At 46.0% G+C, this 20,415-nt stretch carries 15 protein-coding genes, 2 tRNA genes, 2 rRNA genes and 1 pseudogene; 4 read left to right on the forward strand and 16 right to left on the reverse strand.

The features are described 5' to 3' along the window. The 10 genes from ONZ52_RS14330 to murJ form a co-directional block, all read right to left on the reverse strand. Positions 1-2,147, reverse strand: a 23S ribosomal RNA gene (locus ONZ52_RS14330); the annotation flags it as partial. 267 nt (positions 2,148-2,414) lie between these two features. Further along, a tRNA-Ala gene (locus ONZ52_RS14335) sits at positions 2,415-2,490 on the reverse strand. A 133-nt stretch (positions 2,491-2,623) separates the two neighbouring features. Continuing rightward, positions 2,624-2,700: transfer RNA gene (locus ONZ52_RS14340), tRNA-Ile, on the reverse strand. A 74-nt stretch (positions 2,701-2,774) separates the two neighbouring features. Continuing rightward, positions 2,775-4,317 (reverse strand): 16S ribosomal RNA (locus ONZ52_RS14345). 373 nt (positions 4,318-4,690) lie between these two features. Beyond that, positions 4,691-5,641, reverse strand: a complete 951-nt coding sequence (gene ispH, locus ONZ52_RS14350) for a 4-hydroxy-3-methylbut-2-enyl diphosphate reductase (protein WP_265219434.1) — start codon at positions 5,639-5,641, stop codon at positions 4,691-4,693. After that, positions 5,638-6,069: an FKBP-type peptidyl-prolyl cis-trans isomerase gene (locus tag ONZ52_RS14355; RefSeq protein WP_265219435.1), complete on the reverse strand. Its 432-nt coding sequence runs from the start codon at positions 6,067-6,069 to the stop codon at positions 5,638-5,640. Before ONZ52_RS14355 ends, ispH begins: the two co-directional genes overlap by 4 nt. Continuing rightward, positions 6,066-6,572 carry a signal peptidase II gene (gene lspA, locus ONZ52_RS14360; RefSeq protein ID WP_265219437.1) on the reverse strand — a complete coding sequence of 169 codons (507 nt, stop codon included), beginning with the start codon at positions 6,570-6,572 and terminating at the stop codon, positions 6,066-6,068. Before lspA ends, ONZ52_RS14355 begins: the two co-directional genes overlap by 4 nt. Then, entirely contained in the window at positions 6,572-9,394 is a 2,823-nt protein-coding gene (ileS, locus tag ONZ52_RS14365) for an isoleucine--tRNA ligase (protein WP_265219438.1), read from the reverse strand. The genes lspA and ileS overlap by 1 nt, the downstream gene beginning before the upstream one ends. Positions 9,395-9,421: 27 nt before the next feature. Beyond that, positions 9,422-10,357 (reverse strand): bifunctional riboflavin kinase/FAD synthetase, encoded by a 936-nt coding sequence (gene ribF, locus ONZ52_RS14370; protein ID WP_111608661.1) that lies wholly within the window; start codon positions 10,355-10,357, stop codon positions 9,422-9,424. Positions 10,358-10,495: 138 nt separating this feature from the next. After that, entirely contained in the window at positions 10,496-12,064 is a 1,569-nt protein-coding gene (gene murJ, locus ONZ52_RS14375; RefSeq protein WP_265219439.1) for a murein biosynthesis integral membrane protein MurJ, read from the reverse strand. A gap of 252 nt (positions 12,065-12,316) precedes the next feature. Here murJ and rpsT point away from each other — a divergent pair, with 252 nt between their 5' ends. Beyond that, entirely contained in the window at positions 12,317-12,580 is a 264-nt protein-coding gene (gene rpsT / locus ONZ52_RS14380) for a 30S ribosomal protein S20 (RefSeq protein WP_111608659.1), read from the forward strand. 105 nt (positions 12,581-12,685) lie between these two features. Here the strand turns inward: rpsT and ONZ52_RS14385 are convergent. From ONZ52_RS14385 to rplU, 5 genes and pseudogenes are all read right to left on the reverse strand, one after another. Then, positions 12,686-13,049: pseudogene (locus ONZ52_RS14385) on the reverse strand (diacylglycerol kinase). 12 nt (positions 13,050-13,061) lie between these two features. Next, positions 13,062-14,186 carry a glutamate 5-kinase gene (gene proB, locus ONZ52_RS14390; protein WP_265219440.1) on the reverse strand — a complete coding sequence of 375 codons (1,125 nt, stop codon included), beginning with the start codon at positions 14,184-14,186 and terminating at the stop codon, positions 13,062-13,064. A gap of 26 nt (positions 14,187-14,212) precedes the next feature. After that, entirely contained in the window at positions 14,213-15,403 is a 1,191-nt protein-coding gene (gene cgtA, locus ONZ52_RS14395; RefSeq protein ID WP_265219441.1) for an Obg family GTPase CgtA, read from the reverse strand. A gap of 107 nt (positions 15,404-15,510) precedes the next feature. Beyond that, the gene (gene rpmA, locus ONZ52_RS14400) at positions 15,511-15,768 is read right to left on the reverse strand and encodes a 50S ribosomal protein L27 (RefSeq protein ID WP_111608656.1); all 258 of its coding nucleotides are present in this window, start codon (positions 15,766-15,768) and stop codon (positions 15,511-15,513) included. A gap of 31 nt (positions 15,769-15,799) precedes the next feature. Next, a complete protein-coding gene (gene rplU / locus ONZ52_RS14405; RefSeq protein WP_111608655.1) occupies positions 15,800-16,108 on the reverse strand; it encodes a 50S ribosomal protein L21 in 309 nt (102 codons plus the stop codon). Positions 16,109-16,389: 281 nt separating this feature from the next. On the opposite strand from rplU, the gene ONZ52_RS14410 reads away from it, so the two are divergent. Further along, positions 16,390-17,370 (forward strand): polyprenyl synthetase family protein, encoded by a 981-nt coding sequence (locus ONZ52_RS14410; RefSeq protein ID WP_265219444.1) that lies wholly within the window; start codon positions 16,390-16,392, stop codon positions 17,368-17,370. 78 nt (positions 17,371-17,448) lie between these two features. Here the strand turns inward: ONZ52_RS14410 and ONZ52_RS14415 are convergent, their stop codons facing one another. Further along, positions 17,449-18,345, reverse strand: a complete 897-nt coding sequence (locus ONZ52_RS14415; protein WP_265219445.1) for an alpha/beta hydrolase — start codon at positions 18,343-18,345, stop codon at positions 17,449-17,451. A gap of 297 nt (positions 18,346-18,642) precedes the next feature. On the opposite strand from ONZ52_RS14415, the gene fabA reads away from it, so the two are divergent. Continuing rightward, on the forward strand, positions 18,643-19,158 hold the full coding sequence (fabA, locus tag ONZ52_RS14420) for a bifunctional 3-hydroxydecanoyl-ACP dehydratase/trans-2-decenoyl-ACP isomerase (protein WP_265219446.1): 516 nt from the start codon (positions 18,643-18,645) through the stop codon (positions 19,156-19,158). A 26-nt stretch (positions 19,159-19,184) separates the two neighbouring features. After that, on the forward strand, positions 19,185-20,399 hold the full coding sequence (gene fabB, locus ONZ52_RS14425; protein WP_265219447.1) for a beta-ketoacyl-ACP synthase I: 1,215 nt from the start codon (positions 19,185-19,187) through the stop codon (positions 20,397-20,399). Positions 20,400-20,415 lie beyond the last annotated feature (16 nt).

Raw genomic sequence — 20,415 nt, forward strand, 5'->3', positions numbered from 1 at the left:
CTCCACGGTAACTGGCGTCACCGCTTCAAAGCCTCCCACCTATCCTACACAAGTAGGTTCAAAGTTCACTGTGAAGCTATAGTAAAGGTTCACGGGGTCTTTCCGTCTAGCCGCGGATACACAGCATCTTCACTGCGATTTCAATTTCACTGAGTCTCGGGTGGAGACAGTGTGGCCATCGTTACGCCATTCGTGCAGGTCGGAACTTACCCGACAAGGAATTTCGCTACCTTAGGACCGTTATAGTTACGGCCGCCGTTTACTTGGGCTTCGATCAAGAGCTTCGCTTGCGCTAACCCCATCAATTAACCTTCAAGCACCGGGCAGGCGTCACACCCTATACGTCCACTTTCGTGTTTGCAGAGTGCTGTGTTTTTAATAAACAGTCGCAGCCACCTGGTATCTTCGACCGACTAGTGCTTACGGAGCAAGTCCTTCACACCGGCCGGCGTACCTTCTCCCGAAGTTACGGTACCATTTTGCCTAGTTCCTTCACCCGAGTTCTCTCAAGCGCCTTGGTATTCTCTACCTGACCACCTGTGTCGGTTTGGGGTACGGTTCCTGCATATCTGAAGCTTAGAAGTTTTTCCTGGAAGCATGGCATCAACCACTTCGCCCAAAAGAGGGGCTCGTCATCAGTTCTCGGTCTTAAAAGGTACCGGATTTGCCTAAGCCCTAAACCTACCGCCTTAAACACAGACAACCATCGCTGTGCTGGCCTAGCCTTCTCCGTCTCTCCATCGCAATATGCACGAGTACAGGAATATTAACCTGTTTCCCATCGACTACGCATTTCTGCCTCGCCTTAGGGGCCGACTCACCCTGCCCTGATTAACATGGGACAGGAAACCTTGGTCTTCCGGCGGGGAAGTTTTTCACTCCCCTTATCGTTACTCATGTCAACATTCGCACTTCTGATACCTCCAGCCTGCCTTACAGCTTGACCTTCAACGGCTTACAGAACGCTCCTCTACCATGCCTAGTAAACTAAGCATCCGTAGCTTCGGTGTACAGTTTTAGCCCCGTTATATCTTCCGCGCAGGCCGACTCGACTAGTGAGCTATTACGCTTTCTTTAAAGGATGGCTGCTTCTAAGCCAACCTCCTAGCTGTCTAAGCCTTCCCACATCGTTTCCCACTTAACTGTAACTTTGGGACCTTAGCTGACGGTCTGGGTTGTTTCCCTTTCCACGACGGACGTTAGCACCCGCCGTGTGTCTCCCGTAATTGCACTCATTGGTATTCGGAGTTTGCATGGGGTTGGTAAGTCGGGATGACCCCCTAGCCCAAACAGTGCTCTACCCCCAATGGTGAGATACGAGGCGCTACCTAAATAGCTTTCGAGGAGAACCAGCTATCTCCGAGCTTGATTAGCCTTTCACTCCTATCCACAAGTCATCCCCAGCCTTTTCAACGGATGTGGGTTCGGTCCTCCAGTTGATGTTACTCAACCTTCAACCTGCTCATGGATAGATCGCCCGGTTTCGGGTCTATTCCCAGCAACTAAACGCCCTATTAAGACTCGGTTTCCCTACGGCTCCACTACATGTTTAACCTTGCTACTGAAAATAAGTCGTTGACCCATTATACAAAAGGTACGCAGTCACGGAACAAGTCCGCTCCCACTGCTTGTACGTACACGGTTTCAGGATCTATTTCACTCCCCTCACAGGGGTTCTTTTCGCCTTTCCCTCACGGTACTGGTTCACTATCGGTCAGTCAGGAGTATTTAGCCTTGGAGGATGGTCCCCCCATATTCAGACAGGATAACACGTGTCCCGTCCTACTCGTTTTCATGATTAAGGTGTTTTCGTATACGGGGCTATCACCCTCTATCGCGGCACTTTCCAGAGCCTTCTACTAACACCAAAACCACTTAAGGGCTAATCCCCTTTCGCTCGCCGCTACTTAGGGAATCTCGGTTGATTTCTTTTCCTAAGGGTACTTAGATGTTTCAGTTCCCCTCGTTCGCCTCCTCACAGCTATGTATTCACTGTGGGATACTCTACAAGTAGAGTGGGTTCCCCCATTCGGACATGTTCGGATCAAAGCCTGTTTATCGACTCCCCGAACCTTTTCGCAGATTACCACGTCCTTCATCGCCTCTGACTGCCAAGGCATCCACCGTGCACGCTTGGTCACTTGACCATATAACCCAAAATAGTTTCGGATCACATACCAAAGGGCTTTTGTACCCCTCTGGATTTACGATTTAGAAAGTCATCTAGGTTAAAGATGCTTTCCACCGGTTTGACGCTTGATTATCGTCTATTTCAAAATTCGAATTGTTAAAGAGCAAGTTTAGTGCAAAGCACTAAGTCAGAGACTAAAAATCACCCAACACACGAATGCATAAGATGTTTAGCGTCTTGCTTAGAACTCTCTTCTAATCTTTTACACAGAATGATCAGTAAATGGTGGAGCTATGCGGGATCGAACCGCAGACCTCCTGCGTGCAAAGCAGGCGCTCTCCCAGCTGAGCTATAGCCCCATTACTTACTAGATCGTATTTGGTTAATCGAAGAACATATCTTCAATTAAATACCAGAATTTCAAGAACAAGGCTTTTAAGGCCGACGTTTACTTGCTAAACGAGAACTTAAATAACACAGTTATTGGAATTCTGGTGGGTCTGGGCCGATTTGAACGGCCGACCTCACCCTTATCAGGGGTGCGCTCTAACCAACTGAGCTACAGACCCAAATACTTTCTGTGCTTCTCATAAATTAGACATCAGATAATTTGTGTGAACGCTCACCAGAGGTTTCTATCGTTTAAGGAGGTGATCCAGCCCCAGGTTCCCCTAGGGCTACCTTGTTACGACTTCACCCCAGTCATTGACCACTCCGTGGTAAGCGTCCTCCTTACGGTTAGACTACCTACTTCTGGAGCAATCAACTCCCATGGTGTGACGGGCGGTGTGTACAAGGCCCTGGAACGTATTCACCGTGACATTCTGATTCACGATTACTAGCGATTCCGACTTCATGGAGTCGAGTTGCAGACTCCAATCCGGACTACGACGTACTTTCTGGGATTCGCTTACTCTCGCAAGTTCGCAGCCCTCTGTATACGCCATTGTAGCACGTGTGTAGCCCTACTCGTAAGGGCCATGATGACTTGACGTCGTCCCCACCTTCCTCCGGTTTGTCACCGGCAGTCTCCTTAAAGTTCTCGGCATTACCCGCTAGCAAGTAAGGATAAGGGTTGCGCTCGTTACGGGACTTAACCCAACATTTCACAACACGAGCTGACGACAGCCATGCAGCACCTGTCTCAGAGTTCCCGAAGGCACAAACACATCTCTGCGTTCTTCTCTGGATGTCAAGAGTAGGTAAGGTTCTTCGCGTTGCGTCGAATTAAACCACATGCTCCACCGCTTGTGCGGTCCCCCGTCAATTCATTTGAGTTTTAACCTTGCGGCCGTACTCCCCAGGCGGTCTACTTATTGCGTTAGCTGCGCCACTAAGTCATTACAACCCAACGGCTAGTAGACATCGTTTACGGCGTGGACTACCAGGGTATCTAATCCTGTTTGCTCCCCACGCTTTCGCACCTCAGTGTCAGTATTAGTCCAGGGTGTCGCCTTCGCCACTGATGTTCCTTCCTATATCTACGCATTTCACCGCTACACAGGAAATTCCACACCCCTCTACCATACTCTAGCCTGCCAGTATCGGGTGCCATTCCAAGGTTGAGCCCTGGGATTTCACATCCGACTTAACAAACCACCTACGCGCGCTTTACGCCCAGTAATTCCGATTAACGCTTGCACCCTCTGTATTACCGCGGCTGCTGGCACAGAGTTAGCCGGTGCTTCTTCTGGGGCTAACGTCAAGATAATTGGGTATTAACCAATCACCCTTCCTCACCCCTGAAAGTGCTTTACAACCCTAAGGCCTTCTTCACACACGCGGCATGGCTGGATCAGGCTTGCGCCCATTGTCCAATATTCCCCACTGCTGCCTCCCGTAGGAGTCTGGGCCGTGTCTCAGTCCCAGTGTGACTGGTCATCCTCTCAGACCAGTTAGAGATCGTCGCCTTGGTAGGCCTTTACCCTACCAACTAGCTAATCTCACGCAGGCTCATCTAATAGCGGAAGGCTCCGAAAAGTCCCCTCCTTTCCCCCTCAGGGCGTATGCGGTATTAGCATGCGTTTCCACATGTTGTCCCCCTCTACTAGGTAGATTCCTACGCGTTACTCACCCGTCCGCCGCTCGTCACCCAAGAAACAAGTTTCTCCGTGCTACCGCTCGACTTGCATGTGTTAAGCCTGCCGCCAGCGTTCAATCTGAGCCATGATCAAACTCTTCAGTTAAAAAGTTTGCTTACTCAAAATCTATTACACTAACAATAACTTAATCATTTCATCATCCCGAAGAACAACGAAACAACATAAAGCGAATTGACGTGTTAGACGTTTCGCAAGACTTCAATTTTTTTGACCATCTCGAATCAGTTAAAAACCAATCCAGACAATCTTCTGAAGCCTCCAGCGAGCGCCCACACAAATTATCTGATTATCTATTTTAAAGAGCGGGCTGACTTGAATCTCTTACTAGGTTTTCTAGGAAGTTGAACTTGGTCTTCGTTGCTCTGAAGCCTTGTCCGTGTCAGCGAGGGCGTATATTAAGGATCTACAGATTTTGTGCAACCTTTTTTTAAGATATTTTAAATTAATTTAAAATATCTTAAATCTCAATGATGCGCAGCTCTTTAGGCATAGAAAAAGAGACGTTCTCTTCTCTACCTTTTAACTCCTGAGGAGCACTACCACCCTCTTTAACAAGACGATCTATCACTTCATTCACCAATACTTCTGGAGCTGAAGCGCCTGCTGTGACACCAATACTACGGATACCTTTCAACCAATCACTTTGGATTTCACTCGCATTATCGATTAGATAAGCTTTTGCCCCCATTCGTTCCGCTAATTCACGAAGACGGTTTGAGTTAGAGCTATTAACAGAACCCACTACAAGAACCAGTTCAGATTCTTCAGCCAGTGCCTTCACGGCATCCTGACGATTTTGTGTGGCGTAACAAATGTCGTCTTTCTTAGGCCCACGAATCATCGGGAAGTGTTTTCGCAGTGCATCAATAACGACTGAAGTATCATCCATTGATAAAGTTGTTTGTGTCACAAAGGCAAGGCGATCAGGATTCTTAACCTGAAGTTTTTCAACATCTACAGGGCTTTCTACTAAATAGATAGCACCGCCCTGACGGACATCGTACTGCCCCATTGTCCCCTCCACTTCTGGATGCCCATCATGACCGATTAAAACACACTCCATACCATCACGAGAATAACGAAGCACTTCAAGATGTACTTTTGTTACCAATGGACAGGTTGCATCAAATACCTTTAAGCCTCTATTTGTTGCTTCATCTCGCACCGCTTTTGAAACACCATGAGCGCTAAAAATAACAATATTGTCGTCTGGTACTTGATCAAGCTCATCCACAAAAACCGCACCACGCGCTTTTAAAGACTCAACCACGAACTTATTGTGAACCACTTCATGACGAACATAGATGGGCGCTTCAAACAAGTCCAAGCATCGATTAACAATATCTATTGCTCTATCAACACCCGCACAAAAACCTCTAGGGTTAGCAAGCTGAATAGTAAAACTCATGCGATAGCCTCAACAGCGATGATATTTACTCTAAACGTCAATGAGCGACCAGCAAGAGGATGATTAAAATCCACCACAACCTCTTCCTCACCAATCTCTGCAATGACGCCAGGCAGTTCATTTTTACTCATATCCGCAAATGAAATAACCATTCCCTCCTCGATATCCATAGAGAATTGCGAACGAGGCATACGCTGAATATTGCTTTGATTGTGTGCACCAAAAGCTTTTTCTGGAGACATAACAAAAGAAGCCTCCTCACCCACTTTCATGCCTAATAAAACCGCCTCGAATGTTGGCAATAGATTGCCATCACCAAACACGAAGCTAGCTGGAGATTGTGAAAAGTTAGAATCGACAATTTGACCATCCTCCAATGACAGTTCAAAATGCAGAGTCACACGACTTTCAGCCGTAATTGCATTCATTTTTTCACCTCTTCCGTTTTTTTAGACACAATACTCTCAAGCAACATTAAAATAACACCAATAGTAATAGCACTGTCAGCAATGTTGAACGCAGGAAAATACCACGACTGCTGCCAATGGAATTGTAGAAAATCTACAACATGACCATAAACCAATCGATCATAAAGGTTACCAATCGCTCCACCTAGTACAAACGTCAGCGCTAGAGCTTCCAACCGATTTGTTTCTGCAATCTTAACAAGACGCCAGCTAATGCCAACAACAACTGCCAATGCGATAAAAGAGAAAAACCAGCGCTGCCAGCCACCAGCTTGCGCAAGAAAGCTAAAAGCAGCACCAGTGTTGTATCTCAATGTCAGATCAAAGAATGGAAAAACAGCAATCTCTTGTCCATAAAACAAGTTGGACTCAATTACTTGCTTAGTCACCCAATCCAAGATAAAAAGAATGAGAGCCAGCGCCCACCAGCGCTGAACTCGTTTCCACACAATCAAAGCAGTCATTAGGCGTAAAGGCGCTGTTCACCTTCCCCATCAGGCAAGTTAGAGATACAACGATCACACAACTCAGGGTGCGCGTTTCGTTTACCCACTTCTTCACGATGATGCCAACAACGCACACACTTAGTGTATTTGCTTAACTCAACGTGAACTTTTAACCCCTCAAGGTCAGTCGCCACTGCATCATCACTCGCTTGAGACAAAGATAACACCTTAACGTCAGAAGCAATTAAGACAAAGCGCAGCTCCTCATCAAGACGATTCAATGTTGTTTGCAAAGCATCATCACAATAAAGTGCGATATCAGCACTTAAGCTCGCTTTCATCTTACCTTCACTACGCGCGGCCTCTAACACTTTATTCGTCGCGACTTTCGCTTCCAGAACTTGCTTCCAGAATTCACGGCCCATTGGCTCATCGCCAGATAACTCCTCGAGACCTTCATACCATGTCTCCAAGAAAACCGACTCGCTACGCTCTCCAGGCAATGTTTTCCAGATTTCGTCAGCAGTGAAGCTCAATATAGGCGCAATCCAACGAGTAAAGGCCTCCATCACATGATAAAGCGCGGTTTGCGCTGAACGGCGAGCCAAACTGTCCTTTTGCGTCGTATATTGGCGATCTTTAATAACATCTAGGTAAAAACCACCCAAATCTACAGAACAAAAGTTCTGAATTTTCTGGTTTACTGTATGAAACTGATACTCGTTATAGGCTTTATTCAACTCTTTTTGCAGTAAAGCAGCACGATCGACAATCCAACGATCCAGCGCAATCATGTCACTTGAAGGCACCATGTCAGTGGCCGGATTAAAACCATTTAAGTTTGCCATCATGAAACGTGCCGTATTACGGATACGACGATAAGAATCTGCGACACGCTTAAGAATTTCATCAGACACAGTCATTTCAGTGGTGTAATCGGTCGCTGCAACCCATAGACGGATAATATCAGCACCCAAGGTATCCATGACTTTCTGCGGTGACAACACATTACCCAAAGACTTCGACATCTTACGACCGTCACCATCCACGGTAAAACCGTGAGTGAGCACTTGCTTGTATGGCGGCACACCACGAATCGCAATAGACGTTTTCAATGAAGACTGGAACCAACCACGATGCTGATCTGAACCCTCTAGGTACAAATCGGCCAGGAAGCTCAGCTCATCACGCTGATCGATAACAGAATAATGCGTTACACCAGAGTCAAACCATACATCCAGCGTGTCCGTTACCTTACTGTATATTTCAGCATCCGCACCCAACAACGCTTCTGCTTCCATTTCAAACCAAGCATCGATGCCTTCCACTTCGATACGCTTCGCCACTTCTTCAATCAAACGTGGCGTTTCAGGATGAAGCTCTTGAGTTTCTTTGTTGATAAACAAAGCAATTGGCACACCCCAAGTACGCTGACGAGACACACACCAATCCGGGCTGTTATTCAACATCCCTTCCATACGGTTTTGTCCCCAGCTTGGCACCCACTTCACACCTTCAACAGCATGCTTAGCTGAATCGAGCAAACCTTCTTTGGTCATACTGATAAACCACTGAGGTGTCGCACGGAAGATAAGAGGTGTTTTAGTACGCCAGCAATGTGGATAACTGTGGAAAATCTTCGACTCACACACCAAAGCGTTATTACGATTCAGCGCTTCAAGCACGGCGTCATCTACTTTATAAACATGCAACCCTGCAAATTCGCCAGCCGCATCAGAGTAAACACCATTGTCTTGAACAAGGTTAATCGTACCAATGCCATTTTCACGACCGACGTTAAAGTCATCTACGCCGTGGTCAGGTGCAGTATGTACGCAGCCCGTACCCGCTTCAGTGGTAACATGTTCACCCAAAATGACAGGAATATCGCGTTCTAGGAACGGATGATTCAACACAGTACCTGCCAATTCCGCACCAAGGGTACGACCAACAATGCGGAAATCAGCAACGCCGTAGCGAGACATCACACTTGCGACCATGTCTTCAGCAACGATTAAACGCTCTTTGCCTAGCCCCATATCCACTTCAACTAGCGCATAGTTAAATTCTGGATGAATAGAAACCGCTTGGCTTGCTGGAAGCGTCCAAGGTGTCGTCGTCCAGATAACAACAGAAACCTTGCCTTCCCCCTCAACATCAGAGAATTTAGCAAGCAAGGCCGCTTCGTCTTGTGGCGCATAACGCACATCCAAAGACAAAGACGTTTTATCTTGATATTCCACTTCGGCTTCCGCCAACGCAGAGCCACCCACCACACTCCAGTAAACGGGCTTAAAGCCTTTGACCAAATGACCGTTCTCAGCAATCTTGCCTAAAGCTCGAACAATATTTGCTTCTGTCTTGAAATTCATCGTCAGATAAGGATTTTCCCAATCCCCCATGACGCCCAAGCGAATAAAATCCTTTTTCTGCTCTTCGATTTGCGTATAGGCGTATTCGCGGCATTTTGCACGAAACTCTTTATAAGATACTTTCGCGCCTGCTTTACCGATCAGCTGCTCAACTTTGTGCTCGATTGGCAAACCATGACAATCCCAACCAGGAATATAAGGCGCATCAAAGCCGCTGACGGTTTTGGACTTAACAATAATATCTTTGAGGATTTTGTTAACCGCGTGACCAATATGAATACTGCCATTTGCGTACGGAGGACCATCATGAAGAATAAAAGATTTACGGCCTTTACTTACATCACGTACTTTTTTATACAGATCCATATCCTGCCAATGCTTCAGCATTGCAGGTTCACGTTTTGCCAAATCTCCGCGCATTGGGAAATCTGTATCTGGCAAATTCAGTGTCGGTTTATAATCACTCATGGTTTATCGATTTATCCTCAAAGATCATCAGTTCACTGATTGGACAAAGAAACGTAACGCGGCCTCTTTATCACATTGAATTTGTTTTTCCAGCTCATCTAGGCCGGCCATTTTTCGCTCTGCCCTGATAAAATGACAGAAAGTTACCTGCACATATTGATCATACAGATCGCCATTAAAATCGAACAAATGCACTTCTAATATCGGCGTTTTTCCTTGAACGGTAGGACGCACACCAATATTAGCAACGCCATGATGGGAAACACCCTCAACCATAAAGGTCACAGCGTACACACCAGACAAGGCAGATTTAATACCTTTAAGATGCACATTAGCCGTTGGGAAACCCAGCTTGCGACCAAGCTGCTGACCATGTATTACCCGGCCGCTTAACGTGACCGAGTGTCCCATGTTCATTTGTGCGGCGGTTATATCACCGCGCTCTAGAGCATCCCTAACCAGAGTACTACTTACTCGCTCATTTAGAGCGTTTAACACTGACGGTGTATTTTCAACATCAAAACCGTGCTGACTGCCAAATTCTTGCAGATAATAAAAATCACCTTGTCGATCACAGCCAAAGCGAAAGTCATCCCCCACTACTAAATGCTTTACAGACAAACCATCCAGCAAAATTTGCTGGCAAAATGCCTGCGCATCTAATTGTTGCAGTTTCGGGTTGAACGGCATACAGAGCACATAATCAATCCCCTGCCCCTCTAACAACTTCACCTTATCACGCAAGCGACCGATGCGACCTGGCGCCGTATCCGGAGCAAAGAACTCTCTAGGCTGAGGCTCAAAAATCATAATCGCAGCAGGCGAATCGTATTGTTTAGCTAAGGCTTTAACGCGTGCCAATATCGCACCGTGACCTAAATGAACACCGTCAAAATTCCCTATCGTCAGCACGCATTCTTTATGCTTTGAACGGATATTATGAATACCGCGAATTAACTCCATAGAACCCCGTACAAAACAATTAAATCCAGCGTCGAAAAAATATCGTCGATTATATAGCAGTTAACCAGATGAAGGTAGGCCAGAACTTGAACAAGCTGTGCAAACCGATAATCAAGGCAAAAAACACACAAAGTATATCTAATGTTTTAAAATAGAAGGCCGCAATCCTACCGCCACCGCCACCAAAACGTAGACCAACACACCGCAAACAACCACCATCAAGGTACAACCCACCCGAGTCCAATCATCCATCTGTGTCCATTGCCAGCCTTGCTGTAAAAACAGATACAAACACGCACCCAGCGCCATGGTCGCACTCACTAAAATACGCAACAGCCGTCCCCATTGTGCCGAAAATACATGGAATTGCTGTTTATACAAACCACGCCACAACAAGAAAGCATTTAATCCGGCCGACAGACTCGTCGCCAATGCCAAGCCAACATGCCCAAGCGGCCACACTAAAATTAAGTTCAACACCATATTCGAAACCATAGCAATGATCCCAATACGCACTGGCGTTCTGGTGTCTTGCCTTGCGTAATAACCAGGCGCCAAGACCTTAATCAACATCATAAACACCAAACCCAATGAGTAAGCCTGCAGACTTTGCGCCGCCATCTGAACGTCGTTTACCGTTAACTCGCCTCGATAAAAAATTGTCGCTATTAAAGGTTCAGCCAACATAAATAAGGCAAGAGAAGACGGAATCGCAATCAGTAACAAAATTCGTAACGCCCAATCAAGCGTATCGGAAAACTTCGACGATTCACCACCCGCAAAACTACGCGACATGGAGGGCAAAATAACAGTGCTAATAGCAATAGCAAAAATACCCAACGGCAATTCATATAACCGATCAGACAGGTACAGCCAAGTAATGCTGCCCGTCTGTAAAAAAGACGCCAGCACCGTATCCAACAATAAATTAATTTGACTCACAGACACGCCAAATAAAGCAGGCCCCATCAAAAGCAGAATACGCTTTACTCCAGGATGACCAAAGCCCAATGTCGGCATAGGCAGCAACTTAAGTCTTGCCAAAAAGGGTATTTGGAACATTAGCTGTATCAAACCAGCAAAAAACACACCCCAAGCAACAGCTGTCTCAGCCTGAGCAGCCGAACGAGCAAAAAACATAGTCGCCACAATCAGCGAGATATTCAAGAAAATTGGTGTAATCGCGGGTACCGCATACTCACCATGGGCGTTTAAAATACCACCAGCCAATGCCGTCAAAGAAATAAACAATAAATACGGGAATGTGATCACCAATAAATCTGACGCTAGAGATAATTGACCATCATCTCCCGCAAAACCCGGTGCAAAAATATACACAACCCATGGCGCGCAAACCATAAACAACACAGTCACACACAACAAAACCAAAGCAAGAGAACCGCTTACCGCAGCCACTAAGGCACGAACTTCATCTTGTCCTTCCTTTACTCGATAATCACTCAAAACTGGCACAAAAGCTTGAGCAAAAGCCCCTTCGGCAAATAGCCGACGAAAAAAGTTAGGAATTTTAAACGCCACATAAAATGCGTCCGCACTACCACTCGCCCCCAAAACAAAAGCCAAAGCCGCATCCCTCACCAAACCAAGAATACGAGAAAGAAACGTACAAATAGAAACCAACACACCAGAACGCAATAAAGACAAAGACTTAGAGTCTTTGTTAGAAACAGATTTTTTCTTAGACATAGGTATTTTCTTTTACAACATCGAAAGAGGCGACACAAACAAGACCCAGATACGCAAAGAATAACACCAGCCACTAGCCAAGCGCAGCCAAATATATAAGCTCATTTGATTAAATTTTGTATAATAGGGTTGTGGCAGCGCTAAAAACTGGTAAAATCCGCCGCGAGATTTCAAAGTTAAAACTTGACATTAATTTCATGACACAGCAGAGTGCTGTGTCATTACTTATTCCAAAATTAAAGGAGCCAGACCGTGGCAAATTCCGCCGGTTCAAAAAAACGCGCGCGCCAAGCAATCAAAAGCCGCGCTCACAATGGTAGCCTTCGTTCAATGGTTCGCACATACTTGAAAAAAGTAGATGCAGCTATCGAAGCAGGCAATCAAGCTGACGCACAAGCAGCTTACGTTCTAGCAACTTCTAAGCTAGACAAAGCCGCTGACAAAGGCCTATATCACAAAAACAAAGCAGCTCGTCATAAGAGCCGCTTGAGTGCTAAAATCAAAGCACTGGCCTAATACCTATAAAAAAACCGGCAATTGCCGGTTTTTTTATGTCTACTCTTTATTTCTTTGCTTTAGAAGCACTCACACTCCTAATCAGCACAACACTTTAAAGCAACCTCAACCAAACAACACCACCAACCAGACCACAGCCGCTAAGACCAACGCCAGCATAACCGCCGCCGATCCCAGATCTTTCGCGCGACCAGACAACTCATGATGCTCACTACTAATTCGGTCAACCACCGCCTCGACACTAGAATTAAGAGTCTCAACGATCAACACCAGACCCACCGAAAAAATCAGCACAGCACGCTCAAGCCCAGTATCACCAAGCCAGATAGCAAAAGGTAAAGATATTAAAAACAAAATCGCCTCTTGACGGAACGCCGCTTCATGCTTCCATTGAGGCTCGCAAACCTTGATAGGAATATTTCGAAGCACTCAATACACGATCTAAACCCACTTTACCTGGCTTTGCCATGACAACCTCTTTTTAAATAATAACCAAATCATCACGGTGAATAAGCTCTGGCTCACCTTTGTAACCCAAAATCTCACCAATGCTAGACGAAGGCTGACCAAGCAATTTCAAAGTTTCCGCCACACTGTAGTTTACTAAACCACGCGCCACCAGACCACCATGCAGATCCACACAAATGACCATATCACCACGCGAAAAAGTGCCCTGCGCGTCTTTCACACCAACCGATAGTAAACTCGTACCACCTTGACGCAAAGCCTTCACCGCACCATCATCTAAAATCAATGCGCCACGACTCTTCAGATGTCCAGCCAACCACTGCTTACGCGCCGCCACTCGACCATGTTCCGGTTGCAGCCACGTTCCCAGCATTTCGCCCGAAGCCGCTCGTACAATCACATCTTTCTCACGTCCTGAGGCAATCAGGGTATCAGCACCGGAACGCGCCGCCAAACGCGCCGCCCGCACCTTAGTAAGCATCCCCCCACTACCCAACACACCAGCACCACCACTGGCCATCGACTCCAAACGATCGTCCGAAGCAGAAATATGCGAGATTAATGTTGCATCTTGATGATCGCGTGGATTTTTATTAAACAATCCCTGCTGATCCGTCAAAATAATCAGCACATCGGCTTCGATCAGGTTAGCCACCAGAGCCCCTAAAGTGTCGTTATCACCAAAACGAATCTCATCGGTTACAACGGTGTCATTTTCGTTGATTATGGGTACAACACCGAAGCCAAGCAAAGTCCGCAATGAAGAACGCGCGTTTAAATAGCGTCGGCGATTGGATAAATCATCATGGGTCAATAAAATCTGCGCCGTGCATAATCCATGCTTCTCAAAGTGAGACTCATAGACGCCTACTAATTCCATTTGACCAACGGCAGCCGCCGCCTGCAATTCATTAACCTGCGTGGGGCGAGAAGAAAAACCAAGGCGCTTCATACCGGCCGCAATAGAGCCAGAAGACACTAAAACAACTTCCTTACCTTGTGATCGTAATTGCGCAATTTGAGCAACCCACAGACCAATTCGAGCGACGTCCAATCCTTGACCATCGTTTGTCAATAAAGCACTGCCTATCTTGACAACGACACGCTGCGCCTTTGCTATTTTTTCTCGCATTTCCATGATACTACTTATTCCCACCAATCAGATTAGCTAACGTATTCCACTTCCACATCGTAATCATCTTCATCAAAATCGTCATCATCAAGCAATAAACCCGCTTTACGACGTTTTTCACGCAACGACATGATACGACTGCGACCTTCTTCATCAATCAAGGTACGCATGGCTTTTTCTTTTTCACGGGCTTCTGCACTTTCCGCCAACAACTCACGTTTTTCATCCAGCGCCGTCATCAAATCCAAACACAAAACTTCTGTACCTTCACCAGATATCGCAGAGATTCGGTAAGCCTTACCTTGCCATCCAAGCGCATCAATCACGCTCTGACAACGTTCTTCCAACTCATCTTCTGGCACCATGTCGGTCTTATTCAAAACCAACCAACGATCACGCTCTGCCAAAGCTGGACTGAACTGATGTAGTTCATTTACCGCAATGACTGCCGCTTCCGCTGGGGTAATTTCATCCCAAGGCGCCAAATCGACGATGTGCAACAAAATACGGTTACGCACCAAGTGCTTCAAGAAACGAATACCAAGACCCGCACCCTCAGACGCCCCCTCGATGATTCCTGGGATATCAGCGATTACAAAGCTTTGATGCTTCTTAACTTTCACTACGCCAAGGTTTGGCACTAAGGTAGTGAACGGATAATCTGCCACCTTTGGCTTAGCAGAAGACACCGCACGAATAAACGTCGATTTGCCCGCATTGGGAAGACCAAGCAAGCCCACGTCCGCCAACACTTTCATTTCCAGCTTCAGCGTACGCTCTTCACCTATCGTACCTTTTGTGGTCTGTCTCGGAGCACGGTTAGTACTGGATTTGAATCGAGTATTCCCCAAACCATGATGACCACCCTGAGCAACTTTCAACTTCTGCCCATCACGAACAAGGTCACCCAGCGTCTCGCCAGTATCCTCGTCAATAACCGTCGTACCGATAGGCACCTTAATTTCAAGATCAGCACCTTTCGCGCCAGTCATATCGCGACCTTGACCACTCTCTCCGCTTTCAGCAATGTATTTCTTGGTAAAACGAAAATCGATCAGAGTATTTAAGGCTTCATCAGCAACCAGTATTACACTGCCGCCATTACCGCCATCACCCCCATCAGGACCGCCCTTTGCCACAAACTTTTCGCGCCAAAAGCTCAAACAACCATTACCGCCTTTACCTGCTCTTACATAGATACTGGCTTCATCAACAAATTTCACAGATACACCTCGTCGGTGGATTATCAGAATCAACAAACGCTGATTATAGAATTCTTCCAAAAAAAGCCCCGCGTCGCGGAGCTTTTTTTAAGTTTTTCAGTAAGCAATTAAGCCGCTACGACAGAAACTGTACGACGCTTTAACTTACCTTTCACTTCAAACTTCACTTGGCCTTCAGCAACAGCGAACAAAGTGTGATCTTTACCAATTTGAACACCAACACCAGGGTGGAACTGAGTACCACGCTGACGAACAAGGATGTTACCTGGGATCACAACTTGACCACCAAAACGTTTGACACCTAATCGTTTCGACTCGGAATCGCGACCGTTACGAGTACTACCACCCGCCTTTTTATGAGCCATGACTTACTCCTTAAATTTGAATAGTTAGCGCTTAGTTAATGCCAGTAATTTTCACTTCCGTGAACCACTGACGATGACCCATACGCTTCATAGAGTGCTTACGACGACGGAATTTCAAAATTTTCACTTTGTCTCCGCGACCATGAGCAACAACCTCAGCTGTTACTTTAGCGCCTTCTACAACTGGTGCACCAACTTTAATGTCGTCGCCATTGCATACAAGAAGAACGTCATCGAATTGAATCGCGCCACCTTCTTCAACAGCTAATTTCTCAACCTTAAGGGTTTGGCCTTCTTCTACACGGTATTGCTTACCGCCAGTTTTGATCACTGCAAACATGTTCTTCTCCAATAAGATTTACCCGGCTACTGAAATTAAATTTGACCTACTTCTAGTGGCAAAAACCTCTGACCAAATTGGACAAAAATCGCTAACCATATGATAGGGAGCAAAATGTGGGTAAATCGGACGCAAGATTGTACAAAATCACACCACCTAATACAAGCTAAAAGCAATCTCTTTATACATTTTTCGCAATGTGGGTTGACCCTGACACAAGCCTTACCTAGCATGAGGCACACTTGCTGATCAGCTTGAGATTATTTAGCTTCGGAAATTGCATGCAACCTATACAAATACATGATGTTGTGGCCAATGAATTTGGCCAAGTGAACGATTATATTGTGTCACAACTTAGCAGTGACATCCCACTCATAGAGCAAATCGGCTACTACATCATTAGTAATGGTGGAAAGCGGCTCAGGCCACTATTGGTATTATTAGCGGCAAAAGCGAGTGCTGAACTCGACGCAACCAAACTCGAACAAGCCATTCAAATGGCAACGATCATTGAATTTATCCACACATCAACTCTATTACACGATGATGTCGTCGATGAATCCGATATGCGCCGTGGCAAAAAAACCGCCAATGAAGAATGGGGCAATGCGCCCAGTGTACTCGTCGGTGACTTTCTCTATTCTCGCGCTTTTCAAATAATGGTGGATGTTGGCAGCATGCAGTGCATGAGTATTTTAGCCAAAACAACCAATATTATTGCCGAAGGCGAAGTGCAACAACTCATCAACTGTGGCGACCCAGATACGACAGAAGCCAGCTATCTGAAAGTCATTCAATACAAAACAGCAAAGCTGTTTGAAGGTGCCGCACTCTGTGGTGCTGTCATTGCTGGCGCAAGCGCGGCGCATCAAGAAGCATTGAGACAGTTTGGGATGTATGTTGGTACCGCTTTCCAGCTCATTGATGATGTGATGGATTACACTAGCACAGCGGAAGAAATGGGCAAAAGTGTTGGCGACGATCTTGCTGAAGGCAAGCCCACCTTACCACTTATTTTCACCATGAAGCACGGTCCAAAAGATGCCGTCGAGCGTGTAAAACAAGCCATCCTCACAGGTGGACTCGACCAACTAGACGCCATTATCAATGATGTACAAAGTTGTGGAGCCATTCAATATACGCAGAAAAAAGCCCAAGAGCAGGCCGATCTCGCCATTGAAGCCATTGCACCATTACCAGAATCTGATTACAAAAAGGCGCTTATCGCACTAGCGAACGCCTCAGTAAAACGCCGTAACTAGCGAACGATAGGTAAGCACATTACTCAAGCCAAACACAGATGATACAAATATGTGTTTGGCTTTCTCCATGCGACGCACCTATACCGTTTTATTCAACACATCCATGACAACCTGAGCAGACATAGAAGAATCCTGCTGCATGAAGCAATGACCGCCCTCGACCTCGATCACGTTAATGTTTGGATTTAACCTTGCCGCCAATTGATAAGCCTCTTTGAAATACCCAAAGGTATCCTTACCTTGAATAATATAAGTCGGCACAGATATGTTCGATATGGCGCGCCACAGACCTGTAGGATAGCTTGAGAAAATAGCTGCCTCCATCCACGACGGACAACCCAGTTGATAATGCCCTTTTTCATCACACTTAATTGAAGAGTCTATATAGTCTTCAAGGCAACTCGACTCCCAACCCTTAAATGTCCCTCTTTCATAAAAACTGCTCTTCACTTGAGCAAAGCTTTCCCATTGCGTACGTCGTCGCTTGGCCTGCTTAGCTAATGGAATCTGACTCTTTAAACCTGCCAACTTAACACCACGCATCATCCAAATTAGACGCGGAGGAAAAAGTGCGGGATCCAACAGTACCAAACGATCAAAAAGGGCAGAATCCTGCACCCCCATCAATGCGGTCATACAACCACCAAAACTATGCCCCATTCCAATCAATTCGTTTTTTGGTAAGACAACACGTTGCGCCTTGAGAGACTCGACAAACCGAGAAGCGGTAGCGTTCCAACCAATAAAGGATTTTCCTGGCGTTGATTCACCATGACCTGCAGCGTCTTGCATAATCAAATTAAACCCCGTCATCTTTTCTAAAAAGCATAAATAGGTTTTCACCGAAAAACCGTTGCCGTGAAGAAAATGAATGGTTGGCTGGTGCGCCTCTATTTTTCCGAGGTATCCTTGAATATAGCCATCATCAACCTTGTACTGCCACGCAGACAAATTTCGCTTTCTTTTTGAACTCATAAGGACATCCAACACAATCAAGACATCGTAAAAAAACATCTTAGCAGAAAAAATCATCGCAAATGACACTAACAAATCGAGGCAAAAACCACCCTTATCTCCAATCTCCCCGCTCAAACACGACAAACAACGTAAAAATGATCACTTTTCATGCAGGTAATTTGGTTTTTTTCCGTTCAAACATTCATATTAGGGTTTCAAACCGATATAATCAGTTGGATTTTCTACTGCAAACTGGACCACGACAATCCGCCAGACTATTTTAAGTCATCGGCTGGATGTGGATATAGGACTATAATGACTACAGCTTCATCTTTTGAAAAAGACGAACTATTAAAATGCGGCCACGGTGAAATGTTTGGTGCAGGCAATGCCCAACTTCCTGTTGGCAATATGCTAATGATGGATCGCATTACTCACATCTCGACTGAAGGCGGGGAACACGGCAAAGGCGAAATTATTGCTGAGCTAGACATACATCCTGACCTGTGGTTTTTTGCCTGTCACTTCCCTGGCGATCCAGTTATGCCTGGCTGCCTAGGCTTAGATGCGATGTGGCAGCTAGTAGGATTTTTTCTTGGCTGGAAAGGCAACAAAGGCCGCGGACGCGCATTAGGCTCTGGTGAAGTGAAATTCACTGGACAAATTCTTCCTACCGCGAAAAAAGTTACTTTTCATATCAGCTTGAAACGCGTTATTGAGCGCAAGTTGGTAATGGGAATTGCAGACGGAAGTGTGAAAGTTGATGGCCGTGAAATTTACACCGCAAAAGACTTGCGTGTAGGCTTATTCACTTCAACTGATAACTTCTAAAGATTAAGAATGAAAGAGGCACATTTATGCGTCGTGTAGTAGTAACAGGTCTTGGCATTGTCAGCTGCCTAGGCAATGACAAAGAGAGCGTTCTAAACTCCTTACGTGAAGGTCAGTCAGGTATTCGTTTCGCTGAAGACTATAAAGAACATGGCTTTCGTAGCCACGTTTGTGGTCGTATTGATTTAGATGCAGAAAGTATTGATCGCAAAATTCGTCGCTTCATGGGCGATGCGGCAACCTATGCTTATGTCTCCATGCAACAAGCCATTCTTGACGCTGGCTTAACCGAAGACCAAGTATCCAATATTCGCACAGGTCTAGTCGCGGGATCTGGCGGCGCATCGGCCAAAAACCTAGTTGACTCTGCAGACACACTACGTGAAAAAGGCGTTAAACGCGTTGGTCCATACCGCGTCACTCAAACCATGGGCAGTACCGTTTCTGCTTGTTTGGCGACACCGTTCAAAATCAAAGGTGTTAACTACTCTATCACCTCTGCTTGTTCTACCAGTGCGCACTGCATTGGCAACGCCATGGAACTTATCCAGTTAGGCAAACAAGATATCGTTTTTGCCGGTGGTGGTGAAGAAGAAAGCTGGACTCAAACTTGTATGTTTGATGCGATGGGCGCGTTGTCTTCTAAATATAATGACACCCCTGAGAAAGCATCTCGTGCTTATGATGCAAACCGTGACGGTTTTGTTATCGCTGGCGGCGGTGGCATGCTGGTGATCGAAGAATTAGAGCATGCAAAAGCTCGTGGCGCCAAAATCTATGCTGAACTAGTTGGTTACGGTGCCACCTCTGATGGTTATGACATGGTAGCCCCTTCTGGTGAAGGCGCTGTGCGTTGTATGCAGATGGCAATGAGTACGATTGATGGCAACATTGACTACATCAACACTCATGGTACTAGTACGCCTGCTGGCGACATGAAAGAGCTTCAAGCGGTTAATGAAACATTTGGCGACAAAATTCCATTAATTAGCTCGACAAAATCGCTATCTGGCCACTCTTTGGGGGCTGCTGGCGTTCACGAAGCCATCTACTGCTTGCTAATGATGGAAAACGATTTCATCGCAGCATCAGCAAACATTGACGAGCTTGATCCAGCGGCAGGTAACATTCCAGTCGTTACGACTCGCAAAGACAATGCTAACTTGAACATGATTATGTCTAATAGTTTCGGATTCGGCGGCACCAACGCCAGCTTAGTATTCAAAAAATACACAGCATAAATAATCTTGAGCAACA

It is taken from the genome of Marinomonas rhodophyticola, assembly GCF_026113935.1.
Taxonomy (GTDB): Bacteria; Pseudomonadota; Gammaproteobacteria; order Pseudomonadales; family Marinomonadaceae; genus Marinomonas; species Marinomonas rhodophyticola.